Source organism: Exiguobacterium sp. s102 (assembly GCF_018618635.1).
Taxonomy (GTDB): Bacteria; Bacillota; Bacilli; order Exiguobacteriales; family Exiguobacteriaceae; genus Exiguobacterium_A; species Exiguobacterium_A oxidotolerans.
The window spans coordinates 931,997-947,816 of sequence record NZ_JACSML010000001.1 but is presented as its reverse complement, the minus strand read 5'-3'; the positions used below and the strand labels follow the sequence as shown (position 1 = coordinate 947,816).

The 15,820-nt window shown below is 43.4% G+C and carries 10 protein-coding genes and 1 pseudogene; 3 read left to right on the top strand and 8 right to left on the bottom strand.

The features are described 5' to 3' along the window. Positions 1-164: 164 nt before the first annotated feature. The 4 genes from KNQ02_RS04615 to gltB all read right to left on the bottom strand — a co-directional run bounded on the left by KNQ02_RS04615 (position 165) and on the right by gltB (position 8,557). On the bottom strand, positions 165-2,183 hold the full coding sequence (locus tag KNQ02_RS04615) for a BglG family transcription antiterminator (protein ID WP_088837262.1): 2,019 nt from the start codon (positions 2,181-2,183) through the stop codon (positions 165-167). Next, a complete protein-coding gene (locus KNQ02_RS04610; RefSeq protein ID WP_214765075.1) occupies positions 2,176-2,469 on the bottom strand; it encodes a PTS sugar transporter subunit IIB in 294 nt (97 codons plus the stop codon). Before KNQ02_RS04610 ends, KNQ02_RS04615 begins: the two co-directional genes overlap by 8 nt. 146 nt (positions 2,470-2,615) lie before the next feature. Further along, positions 2,616-4,082, bottom strand: coding sequence for a glutamate synthase subunit beta (locus KNQ02_RS04605; protein ID WP_214807372.1), 1,467 nt, complete (start codon positions 4,080-4,082; stop codon positions 2,616-2,618). Further along, the gene (gene gltB / locus KNQ02_RS04600; protein ID WP_214807370.1) at positions 4,082-8,557 is read right to left on the bottom strand and encodes a glutamate synthase large subunit; all 4,476 of its coding nucleotides are present in this window, start codon (positions 8,555-8,557) and stop codon (positions 4,082-4,084) included. Before gltB ends, KNQ02_RS04605 begins: the two co-directional genes overlap by 1 nt. 291 nt (positions 8,558-8,848) lie before the next feature. Here gltB and KNQ02_RS04595 point away from each other — a divergent pair, with 291 nt between their 5' ends. Both KNQ02_RS04595 and KNQ02_RS04590 read left to right on the top strand, forming a co-directional pair. Then, entirely contained in the window at positions 8,849-9,691 is an 843-nt protein-coding gene (locus KNQ02_RS04595) for a transporter substrate-binding domain-containing protein (RefSeq protein WP_088837266.1), read from the top strand. Continuing rightward, positions 9,688-10,365 carry an amino acid ABC transporter permease gene (locus tag KNQ02_RS04590; RefSeq protein ID WP_214807368.1) on the top strand — a complete coding sequence of 226 codons (678 nt, stop codon included), beginning with the start codon at positions 9,688-9,690 and terminating at the stop codon, positions 10,363-10,365. Before KNQ02_RS04595 ends, KNQ02_RS04590 begins: the two co-directional genes overlap by 4 nt. 60 nt (positions 10,366-10,425) lie before the next feature. Here KNQ02_RS04590 and KNQ02_RS04585 read toward each other — a convergent pair whose 3' ends face one another. Continuing rightward, on the bottom strand, positions 10,426-12,270 hold the full coding sequence (locus KNQ02_RS04585; protein ID WP_214807366.1) for a putative bifunctional diguanylate cyclase/phosphodiesterase: 1,845 nt from the start codon (positions 12,268-12,270) through the stop codon (positions 10,426-10,428). A 167-nt stretch (positions 12,271-12,437) separates the two neighbouring features. On the opposite strand from KNQ02_RS04585, the gene KNQ02_RS04580 reads away from it, so the two are divergent. Beyond that, complete coding sequence (locus KNQ02_RS04580; RefSeq protein ID WP_088837269.1) at positions 12,438-13,067, top strand: FMN-dependent NADH-azoreductase; 630 nt, start codon at positions 12,438-12,440, stop codon at positions 13,065-13,067. Here the strand turns inward: KNQ02_RS04580 and KNQ02_RS04575 are convergent. The 3 genes and pseudogenes from KNQ02_RS04575 to KNQ02_RS04560 all read right to left on the bottom strand — a co-directional run bounded on the left by KNQ02_RS04575 (position 13,064) and on the right by KNQ02_RS04560 (position 15,811). Beyond that, a complete protein-coding gene (locus KNQ02_RS04575) occupies positions 13,064-13,942 on the bottom strand; it encodes a helix-turn-helix domain-containing protein (RefSeq protein ID WP_214807364.1) in 879 nt (292 codons plus the stop codon). The genes KNQ02_RS04580 and KNQ02_RS04575 overlap by 4 nt on opposite strands. A gap of 40 nt (positions 13,943-13,982) precedes the next feature. Continuing rightward, positions 13,983-14,857 (bottom strand): annotated as a pseudogene (locus KNQ02_RS04565) (helix-turn-helix domain-containing protein). A gap of 18 nt (positions 14,858-14,875) precedes the next feature. Further along, positions 14,876-15,811: a helix-turn-helix domain-containing protein gene (locus KNQ02_RS04560; protein ID WP_214807361.1), complete on the bottom strand. Its 936-nt coding sequence runs from the start codon at positions 15,809-15,811 to the stop codon at positions 14,876-14,878. Between the last annotated feature and the right edge of the window lie 9 nt (positions 15,812-15,820).

Below are 15,820 nucleotides of genomic sequence, written 5' to 3'. Positions count from 1 at the left end.
ATGTTTATTGTATACTGCTTGCAAACGCTTACTCAATCTTTCCTAGTTCGCGTTTTGGCAAGGTAGTTGGACAAGTGAAAAAGATAGTACAGCGGACAATGAAAAATGGAATTCGTCACGAGACGAATTCCATTTTTCATTGTCTATTCGATTCATTCATCACATCAAACTTCCGTAACATTCAACTCCCGTTCAATGACTTTGCGGAACGTTTCATTGAGGACGGTGTCCAATTGTTGTTCATCGCCATATTCAAACTGAGTCGTCCGTTCTTCACTTTCAATGATTGCACCACTGATTGAACTCAGCAATTGAAGAAGTTCATCCGGTGCTTGTTCGGGCGCGACAAGTACTAAAATCCGCTCAACTGGATGGATGACTTGATCCATTCCGAGCAAATCGATAGCTTGATTCAGCTCGAAAATTAAAAAGGCACCCTGTTTGATTGAACTGTCACGTCCATGGAATAATGCGAGCCGTGTTCCTGGAATTCCAAGACCTGACATTTCATGCCGCCGCAACAATTGTGTCGACAGCTGGACCGCTGAATGCGCGATATCTTTCATAACCATCACATTACTTACTTCAAGAAGCAGCTCTTCTAGGCCTTCTGACTGTGAAGCAATCGACTCAATCGAAAAAAATTCTGTCAATTCACGTGCCGTTTTCACAAGTTGTTCTAATCGTTTTAAATCTAACCACCCCTTTACCTCTTTTCGGGCGGGTTGTTTAAATGATTTCGGAAGCGAGACAAGCAGTTTTCTGACGCGATCGACTTCATCTTGCGGAAGTAAGGGGTTGACGAGTAAATGTGGTTGACTGATATCCGGCAACGGAACCGTCGATAATACAAAGTCGTAATCAGTTAAATTCAAACGATCAATCCCGAACAAGGAAGAATTTTCGATTTGATCAAGTTCTAAAAACTCTTGTCGCAACCGGTTCATTAATAATTTGGAAGAGCCAAGTCCTGCTGAACAAACGACCAGAACGCGATACGGAACTTTTACGACAGGTCTACTTAATACCGCTCCAAAATGCATCACCCAAAATGCTAAATCATGATCAGCAAACGCTTGATCCGAAAAGACGGTTTGCGCCACCTGTTTAACCGAATCGAACAGCCGTGGATACTCCCTTTCAATCTGCTTGATGACATAAGACGGATTGATGACGTTTTGTCGCGTATAGGACATGATATGGGAAACGAGTCCCCGCTCAAGGGCACTGTCTTCTGTAAACTGCTCTCCATACAAAAGAGAGACTTCCTCAATCAATCGCTTGACGCGCAATCGAATGACCAATTCTTCAGAACTGTCTAGTTGATCTTGTTGAAAATTGCGTAGTTCTTCTGAAATCCATTGACGCTCCGCAACTGTCAACGCATAGGGTAGACGTCGTCCGATGATGTCTACCCGTTGAAGCACTTCGACCGGGTACGTTTTCAATTCATAGCGCATTGGAAATATTTCCATCCGAATCGCTTGGAGCGCCAAACTAAGTGTGGCTCGCATAATTGACCGGTCGCTCAGTTCCTGTTGCTTTATTACGGGAGCGATTACTGCATAGGATTGATTGATTGCTTCGACCCACTGATTACGCGCCGGATGCAAAAGATCGGGTAATTGATTAAGATCCCCTTGGAGCAACCGGTAAAAGGACAATACATCCCATTGCGTGAAAATAAGCGAAAGCAATAAACGACGCTTATTGATTTCTTCGCCGATGACTTCAGCTCCGATCCCCTTCTTCCGCCGCAACTCTAAATCATATTGTTGAAACCATTCATCAATCCGCTCTAAATCTTGACTGATCGTACTCGGTGCGATGTACATCGCATGCGCAAGTGCCTGTAATTTAATCATGCCCGGTTCTTGTAAGAGACGATAAGTGAGCTCAACTTGCCGGTCATCCGTCGAAGGTAATGCTTTATGTGATAATAACAATGCCTCTCGGAGCTTCCGTTTGTCACTTTCATCCCCAACGAGCACTAATCCTCTTCCTCGAATATAATCCAGTTCTAACTGAAAAGAAGCAATTGTTTGAGCAATCGGTTCTCGTTCACGCTGAATGGTCCGTTCGGACGTTCCAAGCGTTTCTGCAATTTCTTGGACTTGAACAGGCTCTGTTTTTGTCAACAAATAAAATAAGACTTCACGTTCTCGTGTAGAAAACTCAATCAACCTTAATCAACTCTTTTCTTAATACAGTGATCACTTCATCGTAAGCCGCTTCAGACAACAGATGATTGACGATGCATACGCGATAATCCGTCACCCCCGTCACTTGGCGGACAATCTTCTCAGGTCCGACAATCAGATGTATTTCAGTAGGGACCTCCTTCAGACGATAACTCTGAACATCGACTTGCAACTGCTCCTGTCGCAGGCGCTTTCGTAGCACGTTCGCTCCTAGGACGCTCCCTACTAACCCAGAATCACAGACGAATCCGATTTTAAGACGTTTCACGTCATCACCCACCTCTTTTCTTTAATCCTAGCGGATGTGTCATTAAAAATGTTAATTTCTACAGACATTTTTCAGACTTTTTTTAAGGAACAACAAAAACGTCATGTGTGGAAACTTAACTGTTCCCATACATGACGTTAAATGAATTAGCCCGTTTGAGTCATCAGTGACAGATGTCGTTCGACTGCTTCTGCCACTTCCCGTCCTTCGCGGATCGCCCAGACAATCAAGGACTGTCCGCGCCGTGCGTCCCCTGCAGCGAAGACACCCTTCCGATTTGTTGCATATCCCTTCGTCTTGATTTTCCCTCGCTCTGATTCAACGATGAGTTCATTCAAGACCGTCTGCTCGACTCCGCTGAAGCCGATTGCAATCAGCATCAAGTCGACCGTATAGTATTTTTCTGTTCCTTCAATTGCTCGGAATTCAATTGACCCATCTGCTTGCTTTACTTTTTCATTATGAATCGTCCAAACCCCTGTCAAGCGACCGGAATCACTTGTCGTGTAACGTGTGATCGCGATCAAATATTCGCGAGGATCACGTCCGAATTGATCGAATGCTTCTGCATAACCGTAGTCAAGTGTAAAGAGGTTCGGTGTATCCGGCCACATGTTGTCGTTCGCCCGGACCTGACCTGGCATTTCATGCTTCCCGAACTGGACGACAGAACGGCAACCCTGTCTGAGTGCCGTCGCGACACAGTCCGCTCCCGTATCTCCGCCACCGATGACGAGAACATCTTTACCTCGCGTATCGTGTTGCTCAAGCAGGGATTGATTCGACAACAGATGGCGCGTCACGCTTGTTAAATAGTCCATCGCGTAACCGACACCGCTCGTCGGAAGATTTGGTAACGTTCTTGGTTCCGTTGCACCGACACAAAGAATGACGGCATCAAACGCTTGTTCAAGCTCGTCCAGCGTCACATCAAGACCGATCGTTACGCCGGTCTTAAAGAGAATGCCTTCTGCTTTGAGCAGATCGACACGACGCTCGACGATATCTTTTGATAACTTCATCGCCGGAATCCCGTACGTCAACAGACCTCCGATACGATCTTCCCGTTCAAAAACGGTGACTTGGTGCCCTGCTTGATTCAATTGATCGGCCGCGGCAAGCCCTGCCGGACCAGAACCGACGACTGCCACATGATGGGACGTCCGGTTCAATGGCACCCGCGGAACGACCCATCCTTTTTCAAAGCCGATATCGATGATTGTACGCTCAATCTGTTTAATCGCGACGGCCGGTTCATTAATCGATAACGTACATGAACCTTCGCACGGTGCGGGACAAACACGTCCCGTGAACTCCGGGAAGTTGTTCGTTTGATGCAGGCGCTCGAGCGCTCCTTTAAAGTCTCCTTCTTCGACGAGGAGATTCCACTCGGGAATCAAATTGTAGACCGGACAACCAATTTTGACATGTCCATAGGTCTCGCCGACATGACAAAACGGGGTTCCGCAATCCATACACCGGCTGGCTTGTTCCGACGCCTCACTTTCAGAAAATGCTTCTTTATATTCATTAAAGTCTTGAATCCGTTCTGTACTGGCGCGCTCTCGTCCGGACTGGCGAGGAACACTCATGAATTTATCGCGTCTTTTCATTATTGACCTCCCGTTCCGCGTCCGAGGTGTGTCTCAAACGCTAACAACATCGCTTCTTCCGTATTATGTCCTTTTTTCGCATAATCGGCCATCAATGTCGTGACGACTTGATAGGTCGTCGGAATGACACGAATAAACGAACTCAAAACATGATCCCAGTTTGAAAGAATCGCATGTCCTTGTTCACTGTTCGTCCGTACGACATGACGTTCGATAAATGTTTTTAAGCGTGCCGCTTCTTCCGTGTCTGTTACTGCGCCCATCGTGACGAGCTCGAGATTGACGCGCGAGCGGAACAACGCGATGTCTTTCGGTAAGACGTAGGCGACACCACCTGACATACCGGCAGCGAAGTTCTTTCCGACGTCACCGAGAATGACGACACTCCCGCCCGTCATATATTCCAAGCCATGATTCCCGATTCCTTCGACGACTGCCGTCGCACCACTGTTTCGAACGGCGAACCGTTCGCCTGCCTGTCCATTGACGTACAGTTCCCCACTCGTCGCACCATAAAGCGCGACGTTACCGATGATGACTTGCTCTGAAGAAACAAAACTCGTCTTCATATCAGGACGAACCGAAAGAATTCCTCCAGATAATCCCTTTCCAACGTAATCATTAGCATCCCCGACGACGTTCAACGTCATTCCGCGAGGCACGTATGCACCTAAGCTTTGTCCGGCTGATCCTGTCAGGTTCAATGTTAGGCGATCGGAAGGTAAGCCCATTTCTCCGAACATCCGTGTCAGACGTGATCCGGTATTCGTACCGATTGCCCGGTCTGTATTCGTAATCGCAAGCGCAAATGTTTGTTTTTCCGTAAATGCATCATGATCAAGCAACGGAGCGATTTCACGGTGGTCAAACGACTTCGCGACAGCATGATCTTGCGCTTGTGTCGACGTCGAATCATATGTTGGTTGAACAAGTAGTCGAGAAAAGTCGAGACTGGCTGCTTTCCAGTGATTCGTCAAACGATCCGATGTCATTAAAAGATCCGTCCGTCCGACGAGTTCCGCTAGACTACGGACGCCGAGTTGAGCTAAATATTCACGAACTTCTTCCGCAACGAACGTCATGAAATGGACGACGTGATCGGCAGATCCGGTGAATTTTTCACGCAACTTCGGATCCTGTGTCGCGACACCGACCGGACACGTATCTAGATGACAGGCACGCATCATGATGCAACCGACGGCAATCAATGGTGCTGTCGCAAATCCATATTCATTCGCCCCGAGCATCGCTGCGATGACGACATCGCGTCCAGTTAGTAACTTACCGTCCGTTTCTAAGCTGACCCGTTCCCGCAGACCATTCAAGGCTAGCGTTTGATGCGTCTCAGCGAGTCCCAGTTCCCACGGTAAGCCCGTATGTTGGATACTCGTCTTCGGGGAAGCCCCCGTTCCTCCATCATGCCCACTGATGACGATGACATCGGCAAGTCCTTTGGCGACACCGGCAGCAATCGTTCCGACGCCTCCTTTTGCGACAAGCTTAACACTGATCCGCGCCTCGTCATTTGCCCGCTTTAGATCGTGAATCAATTGAGCCAAGTCTTCGATTGAATAAATGTCATGATGTGGTGGTGGTGAAATCAGACCGACACCCGGTGTCGAAGCACGGACCCGCGCAATCCACGGATACACTTTTTCGCCTGGGAGTTGTCCCCCTTCGCCTGGCTTCGCGCCTTGTGCGACTTTAATCTGGAGTTCATCCGCATGGATCAAATAATGACTCGTCACGCCGAACCGACCTGATGCAATCTGTTTAATCCGACTCATCCGTGAGTCACCATTTTCGTCGAGTTGATACCGTTCCTCTTCTTCGCCACCTTCACCACTGTTACTCTTACCACCTAGACGGTTCATCGCAATCGCTAGTGTTTCATGAGCTTCCTTCGATAGTGAACCGTACGACATCGCACCGGTCTTAAAGAATTTGACGATTTCACTCGCGGGTTCGACTTCCTCGAGCGGAATCGGTGTCGTTTCCTTGAACGTCAACAAATGGCGCAGGAAGGTTGCGGGTTCTTCTGCAATTTGATTTGAGTACCGTTTAAATAACTGATAGTCCCCAGTTCGGCAAGCATGTTGTAACAAATGGATCGTCGCCGGATTGAACGCATGATGTTCTCCGTCATTACGGTACCGGAAGACACTACCTGATTCCAAGAACGTCCGTTTCGTCCCTTCCTCATGTTGACGTTTCGCTTCCTTTTCAATCAAAGCGAGCGACAGACCACTGAGTTGAGAGACTGTTCCCGTAAAGTAGCGATCGATGACGTCCGTCGAAATCCCGACGACTTCGAAAATCTGCGCCCCCCGATAACTGAAGACGGTCGAAATCCCCATCTTCGACATGACTTTGACGACCCCCTCCGTCACGGCGTTACGATAACGAACAGCATTGTCCGCGTGTTTTTCACCAATCGCTTCATCGATTGTCGCATATACAAGGTACGGGTAGATTGCGTCAGCTCCGTAACCGAGCAGCGCCGCGAAGTGATGCACTTCCCGGACTTCTCCCCCTTCGATGATTAAACTGACGTTTGTCCGAAGCCCTTTACGGATTAAATGGTGATGCACGGCACTCGTCACGAGCAGGATTGGCATCGGTATGGCTCCAGGTCGAATGTTCCGGTCAGAAAGAATCAACAACTCACAACCCGATTCGACGGCATGAACCGCTTCTTCGAGGAGCGTTTCAAGTGTTTCTTCCATTTGATTCGTAAACAATGTTGATAACGTTTTTTGTTTCAACTTTGTTTGACTGAGCGCATGCGCTTCAGCCGGAACTAGCACCGGTGAGTTCAAGCGGACCCGACGACAGTTTTTCCGGTTCGGGGTCAATAGTTCACCTTGACGCCCGAGCCAGGTCATCGTTGACGTGACGATTTGTTCACGTAACGCATCGATTGGTGGATTGGTGACTTGGGCAAACAATTGTTTGAAGTAACGGAACAACGATTGTGGTCGCTCACTTAATACAGCGAGTGGGATGTCCGTTCCCATCGCACCAAGCGGATCTTTTTTTTCCTCGACGAGAGGAATCAAGTATTGCTCGATATCTTCTCGCGTGTATCCAAACAGACGTTGCGTCGTACCTAATTCCTCAATCGTTTCTGAGTGCATTAACGTCGGTAATTGAATCTGTTCTTCTGATAACCATTCGGCATAAGGATGACGCATCGCAAGATCCCGTTTCACTTCTTCGTCAGAAATCAGCTGACCGGAAGCAAAGTCAAGCAAGAGGAGCTCACCAGGAATCAAACGTTTCTTATACAAAATCTCTTTTTCCGGAATCGGGAGGACACCTGATTCCGAGGACAACATAAAGTGACCATCGCGCATCATGATATAACGGGCAGGTCTGAGTCCATTTCGGTCAAGTGTCGCGCCAATTTGTTTCCCATTCGTAAATACGATGGCAGACGGACCGTCCCATGGCTCCATCATACTGCTGTGATACTCGTAATAAGCACGTTTCGCCGGCCGTACTTCCGCATGTTCGAATGGCTCTGGAACCAGCATTAAAGCTGTTTCCGCTAACGTCAAACCAGACAAGTATAAAAATTCAAACGCATTATCGAGCATCGACGAGTCACTTCCTGATTCATCGAGGATTGGGAGCACATCATCTGCACGGCGACCATACGTCGTTTTCGCAAGACTTTTTTCGCGTCCACGCATCGCTTGAATATTGCCTTGTAACGTATTGATTTCTCCATTATGAATCAAATAGCGGTTCGGGTGAGCTCGTTTCCAACTCGGGAAGGTGTTCGTGCTAAAACGTGAGTGAACAATCGCAAACCCTGATTGGTACCGTTCATCACGTAAATCATCAAAATACTGACCGAGCTGATCTGTAGTGACAAGTCCTTTATAGACGATAGTCTCACTCGAACTACTGAGCACGTACTGTTCGATCCTGAGACGATTTGCTTCTCGTTCAAAAGAACGACGAATCATGAATAACGTTCGTTCGAAGGCCAACCCTTCAATGTCCTTCGCTTCAATGAAGCATTGGCGAATGACCGGTTCTGTTTGACGTGCTTTTTCACCAATCACTGTATTCGAGACTGGTACTGTTCTCCACTCGATCACCCGTTGTCCTTCTGATAAAATAATTGATTCTAAAGCGCGTTCGAGTCGCTGTCTCGACCGTTCCTCCCGAGGCAGGAACATCATCATGACACCATAATCTCCTTTTTTCGGTAAGGTTACATTCCGAAATGTCTCCCGAAAGAGACGGTCGGGAATTTGAGTTAAGACACCGGCACCATCCCCTGTTTTCGCATCGCTCCCCTGTCCGCCTCGATGCTCCATCTGACAGAGCATCGCGAGTGCATTTTCGACGATTTCATGGCTCGGTCTCCCGGTTCGGTGCGCATAGACTCCGATTCCACACGCATCATGTTCTTGCTTCGGATCATATAAACCTTGCCGTTCAGGCAATTGATGAAATGACATAATTTCACTCTCCTTAACACGTTCTAAATTTTCTGTATATTCAGTTAAAATATACTTTACACTCTTTTATGATTATTCGCCACCATGTATAAATGAAACTATTATATCCAAATCACTTATGATTCCCTGAGGCTAGACAATGTTAACGCTTACATAAAGATGAATAATCATTCTAATTATTTTTTCAGAAGAATTATTCTCGTTTAAATTTTATTTTTTGCAACGAGTGTTTCAAGCGTGGTATTTTTAATAAAGAGAAATCTATTATTTTGATTAGAGAGGAAGTACGTTATGAAAAATTCAGTAAAGTGGACAGGGCTCTTGATTGCAGGAACTACCCTTTTCCTTAGCGCTTGTGGTCAGGAAGAAGAGAAGACGACAGCATATGACAAAATCGTTAAGGAGGGGACGTTGACAGTAGCTACTGCCGGAACACTTTATCCAACGTCGTTTCATGATGAAGAGAGCAACAAGTTGACTGGCTTTGACGTCGAAGTCGTTAAAGAAGTCGCAAAACGACTCGATCTAAAAGTAAACTTCAAAGAGATGTCATTCGATGGTATGTTGACGAGCGTCAATACTGGACAAGTCGATCTTGCCGCAAACGATATTACAATCACAGAAGAACGGAAAGCAAAATTCGCATTTTCAAAACCTTACAAGTATACGTACGGAACGGCCATCGTTCGTAAAAGTGATTTATCTGACATACAATCTCTTGAGGATTTAAAAGGTAAAAAAGCAGCTGGCGAGGCAACGACGACTTACATGCAAATTGCTAAAAAATATGGTGCAAAAGAAGTCACATATGATAATGCAACGAACGATCAATATCTCCGCGACGTCTCGAATGGTCGAACGGATGTCATCTTGAACGACTATTATCTTCAAAGCCTTGCTGTCGATTTCTTCAAAGACTTCGACATCACGATCCACCCGGACATCGCCTATAATCCGAGTCAAGTCGGTCTCATCATGGATCTTGATAATAAAGAGCTCCAATCAAACATTAACGCTCAAATCGAGGCGATGAAAAAAGACGGTACGCTCGCAAAATTATCAAAGCAATATTACGCCAACAAAGATGTTTCAAAAATGCCTGACGTCAAAACGACGATTGTGGATGTGAATTGAGCAATGTCGACTGGCGCTCCGTGTTTAATCCTGAGTTAGCGGTTGATGCGTTTCCCTATATCTTAGGAGGACTTGGACATACATTATGGATTGCATTCGCAAGCATGGGATTAGGTCTGATATTCGGCTTGTTGCTTGCACTTGCTCGTTTATCAGTGTCTCGTTTTTTACGCCTGACTGCGACGCTCTATATTTCATTCATGCGCGGTGTACCGATCCTCGTGATTCTTTTCATGCTGTACTTCGGCTTACCTGTGATCAATATCGAACTCGATGCGCTAACAGCAGCGATAACGGGCTTCAGTCTCAACAGTGCTGCGTACATGGCAGAAATCATTCGCTCCGCCATTGTGTCTGTCGACAAAGGACAAAGAGAGGCTGCCCAGTCTCTCGGCCTCTCTCCTTATCGCGTCCTAGTCGGAATCATTCTCCCGCAAGCGATTCGTTTGGCAATCCCACCTTTATCGAACGTTTTACTCGATTTAGTCAAAGCGTCTTCTTTAGCTGCGATGATTACCGTCCCAGAAATCTTTCAACGTGCAAAAATCGTCGGTGGACGCGAATTCGATTACATGACGGTTTATTTCGTAATCGCCTTCATCTATTGGGGAATTTGCGCATTGATTGCAGCTGTACAAGAAGTTCTAGAGCGTCATTTTGCTCGTTATCTTTAACCGACATAAAAAGCACCGCCCGCTTGACGAGGAAAGTCGACTCGTCAAGCGGGCGGTGCTTTAGCCTTGTCTATAGTTCTTAGCTAAAAAGAGTTCAATTTGTATAGCTTGAAGAGGTTTATGGAACAAATAACCTTGCAACGTATGGCACCCTAACTGATTTAATAACCTTGCTTCTTCGACTAACTCGACCCCTTCAGCAACAATCGTCATGTTTAACCGTCTTCCTAACTGAATAATCATCTCGACGATTGCACGCTTCTCATCTGAACGGATTGCTTCTTGAACGATTTCTTTAGGAATCTTTAACTGGTCGAACGGTAATTCTACGAGTGTTTGCATTGAAGAAAAACCTGTCCCGAAATCATCGAGTGCAATTCGAATCCCATGAAGGTGAAGTTCGTTTAAGGTCTCGATAATCTGATTCGTTCCTTCGATAAAAATATGTTCTGTCATTTCGATTTCAAGCAAGTATGCCGGAAAATGTGTCTCTTCAAGAATCGTCAGTACTCTTTCGGTAAAATCGGGTTGCCTTAATTGCCACGGGGAGACATTGACTGCAATCGTAATCGCTCCATGTCCTTGATCCAACCACGTCTTTCCTTGCGCGCAAGCGCGGCGCATCACCCATCCTTCTAGCGTTTCAATAAAACGCGTCCGCTCCGCAATCGGAATGAACTCTAAAGGGGAAATCATTCCATACTTGGGATGATTCCAACGCACAAGCGCTTCCGCTCCAGTAATTTTGTGACTGTCTGCTTCTACTTGCGGTTGAAACAGTACAAAAAAATCTCGATCGAGTTCTGCATCGTACAAATCGCGTGTCAGCTGAAGCGCTCGCTTACGCTGATTTTGAGTTTCTGCATCCGTAATTGCATACGTGTTTTTTCGGTTCGATTTAGCTGTGAACAATGCAATTTCTGCATCATTGATGACATGATCAATGGATTCGTCATAAATAAAAGAAACACCGATGCTCGCTGTGACATTGATTTGTTTGAAATCAATTTGTACGCGTTCAGCGACACATGTTAAAACCTCCTCGCATAGCAGTTCAATACCAGCATGACCTTTCGCATGAAGTAAAAACGCACTTCCGCTAGCTTTGGCAACTAAACAATCGGGAAAACGATTCATGAGTCTACTCCCAATCATATGCAACGTGCGATCTCCCGTCCGGTAACCGAAGGCATCATTGACCGTTTTGAAGTCATCTAAATCAATTAAACAAATTGCATCTCCTTCGCTTGAAATTTTTTCGACTTCAAGAACGAAATAAGACCGATTAGCGAGTTTTGTTACCGGATCAAGAAAGGCTTGCTCTTGTAAGCGTGAAAGATACTCGATATTACGTTCTAATCGTGTCACGTACTGACGATGAATCAATAAACTGATCAGCGCAGCAATGATGACTAAGCCGATTCGTGCGATATAATCTGCTGTATTAGTAACGGACGTGACGTTCGGTGCATTAAACCAAATGTATAAGAGAGAAATGATCGTCGTCCCCGTCGCATAGACGAGCATCGTTCGATTAATGACGACAAGAGAACTCAGTAAAAAAAGAATCGCAGCTGCCCAAACGGTCTGAGCACCACTTTCGAGGAAGGGATAATAGATGAAAGGAATTAGTAAAAAAACACTCGACATCACGTGGGGTTTAAGACGATCCGGCATATTACTTTTCCCAAGCAGAAATTGACAAATGCCTACGAGAAAAATAAGTCCAGCACGTAAAAGGTCATACCTGTTCAAGCCGGATGTACTGAGTAAACTAGTAAGCACATACAAAATCGCACCCAAGCTCGTCAGAACTAAAATGATGGAGCCAAACAATTGATAGTTCGCTTTTGCTTCTCGATTATACTGAAGACTGGCGGAAGAAGGTCGCTGCTGATTTTTCATAGGAATCCCTCTTTTCTGTTCTATCCAATTGTCTTTTTCCTTTAGATCATACTTATAAAACCTAATTTTTCCTAAAATAATGATTTAGTTGGAAACGTCTAAATGAAAAGAGAAACGGGTATTCATTAAAAGAAGTGTTAATTATATGCTAAGAAAGGAGCTTAACGATGAGCCATCTGCTGTTTATCGAAGCCAATGATAGTACACATCAATCGAAAAGTCTTAGTTCACAGATGAATAACGCATTCCTTGCTTCCTATCGCAAGGAACATCCAGAAGATGAGATTACCATCCTAAACTTATTTGAAGAACGCCTTCCTTTTTTTGATTTACGTCTCGCTAAATCTGCCGCGAAACTATTTCGAGGGGAAACGCTCGATCAAGAGGAAGCCGAACAGGCGGAACGATTACAAGAATATTTAAATCGTTTCTTAGAATCAGAAAAAATCGTTTTTTCTTTTCCGATGTGGAATTTAAGTGTTCCTGCCCCCTTGCATAACTATATGGATTATCTCGCGCAATCCGGGCAAACGTTTCATTACACTGCGGAAGGATCCGTCGGACTTGTAACTGGTAAACGTGTACTACTCTTACATTCTCGTGGAGGTGACTATTCAACGCCTGATAAAATCGAATCCGACCATGCCGTACGATATATGCAGGACATTCTGCAATTTTTCGGAATCACGGATGTCAAATCCATCATTCTCGAAGGGCACCAACAATATCCGAATCAAGCCGAAGAACGGATTCAAAAAGCCCTCTTTGCATGTGAGAAGGCTGGGATGGATTTTTAGATGCGATAGAGCAAGTATTCGACATGGCTATCAATGACTAGCTGCTCATAGTTAGGCATGTTGAATGCTTTAAATATCGTATAAGAAAGTGTAAAGTCTTTCTTTATTTCGTCAATATCACCACTCATTTTTTTATTGAAATAACCACGTTGGTAATAAAAATGACCTAAAAATGATCCATCATCCAATGCGAGACTTTCCTTTATTCCCACGTTCGCTGTTTCAAATCCCTTCCTATAATTCCCTTGAAAAGATAACTGTTGCGCATGGTTATAAATAATTTTGAGGCGAGTTTTTTTCAATTCTATCGTATCATAATTTAACCCTAGAATTTCCTCGTATACATTTTCAGAGTGAATGAATTGATCATTTTCAAAATAAAAATTTGCAATCGCCATTTTGATTCGAAGAAACATTTTGGGAGACTCAAACCAGATGTCTTCTTTATCCGTTAAATGTGCGAGTTGCGAAATACTCGAGCGATAGTCTACCTTTTTTGACCGTTCAGCACTTACTATTTCAAAGTACCTTGCTAAGAGCACAATCTCATTATTAAAAACTGTTTGTTTGATTTTTTCTATCTCGATTAACAGTCCGTCAAAATTTTGATCACGAAATAATTCAGTTAGACGACGATCAACTTCTCGGAACTGTTCGCTTTGATGTTGATCTTGAAACAATAATGATATCGGTACACGAAGACGCTTCGCAATTTGTTGTAATAAATCGATAGTCGGAGAATTTCGTCCATTTTCAATTTTACTGATTTCTGCTTGACTACAAATTCCGTCACATAAAGCTGCTTGTGTCATTTTTTTTTCTTTTCTTATTCGTTTAATTTCGTTTCCGATTGATTTTGGTAATGTAGTATCCATCTACCTACTCCCCTAGCTAACAAAATCTATTTCTATTAAGTTAAAACGTAAATAATAAATAATGTTTTCTTCCATCTTCCACAATTTTTACGTAGTTCGATAGTTCTACTGCAGAAAAAAGTGTATAAGACATTGTATAATCATATTCAATTTGCGCTACATCATTCTCTAGCTTTTCATCGAAATTTGCTTTCTGATAATAGAAATGACCTAAAAATGAAGTGTCAAATAATTGCACACTTTCATTGATTCCTCTTTCTGTCACTAACTTACCTTCTTTATAATCACCTTGAAAAAAAGTTGTTGCGCGTGATTGTAAAGAATTTTTATTCGTAATTTCTTTAATTCAGTCGTATTAAAATCCATTTCCAATAGTTGAACGTATACCTTCTTAGAATGAACAAATTGTTGATTTAAGTAATAATAGTTTGCGATCGCCATTTTAATTCTCAAATACATGAAAGGTGACTCATACCAAATCGCTTCTTGTTCGGTCAAATATGATAATTCTGAAATACAAGTGCGATAATCAATGTTTTTCTTTCCCTCTAAGGCAACTAAATCAAAGTACTTAGCTAATAACACAATGTCTTTATTTTCATTTAATTCAATGAGTTTTTTCGAGCGTGAAATTAACTCATCAAATTGATGATTACGAAAAAGGTGCGTTAGTTCCCGATCATATTTCTGAAAAGAAATAGACTCAGCATCACGATCAAACAATCTAGAAATCGGAACATTTAAACGCTTTGCTAATTCTTGCAACAATTCGATCGTAGTTGAAATTTTCCCATGTTCAATCTTACTGATTACAGCCTGACTGCAAATTCCATCGCATATTTCCTGTTGTGTCATATTTTTCTCAAATCGCAATAACTTAAGTTGCCTTCCTACTAATTTTGAAAAAGAAGCCATATGATCATCGTCCTCTTTTTATTTTGGTTTATGATGAAACTGTTTTAAAAATTGTTTTTTTGTATCTTCAACAATTTTTACATAACGCTTCATTTCTAATGCTTTAAACAATTCGTAAGCCATCGTGTAATCATTTCGGGTACGATTATCGAAACCATACATCTCTTCATAACATTCTGCACGTTGATAATAGAAATGGGCGATATAAGATAAGTGATTTAACTGCACACTTTGTTCAATTCCCATGGTACAAATCAAAACGCTTTTTTTAAATCCCTTGATTTTATATACTAATTTGGCGTGATTATACAGAACTTTTAGTTGTTGTACTTTCATTGTTACAGATAAGAAATCGGTAGTTTCTAATTCTTTATATATTTTTTCAGCTTGTGTAAATTGTTTGTTTTCCGCATAAAAAATCGAAATCGCCATTTTTATTCTTATATACATCATCGGTGCGTCATATACCAAATCTTTAGAGTTAGCCAACTGCAATAAAATCACTGATGCTGTTCGAAAATCAATTCGTTGCAATCTATACTCGGCTATTACTTGATGATACCTAAGTAATAGCTTGATTTCATCATCACTCTCCAAGGAGAGGCGATTTTCTATCAATAATAACAGTTCTAAATATTGTTCTTCTCTCATTAAACTAATAAGCTGATGATCGATACTTTGAAAACGATCAGTCATTTCATAATCTTCAAGCAAAGTAGTCATTGAAGTACCTAGTCGTTTCGCGATTAAGCCTAGCAACTGAACCGTTGGTGAATTTAGACCGTTTTCTATCTTACTTAACTCCGCTTGACTACAAATCGTATCACTTAACTCACTTTGCGTTAATTTTTTTTCAATCCGTTTTTGTTTTATTCTTTTTCCAACTGAATGATGTGATGTCTTCATAACTTTTTCTCTCAGATCCCCTTCCAGATATTCTTGAACTGGCTCCATCTACACTTC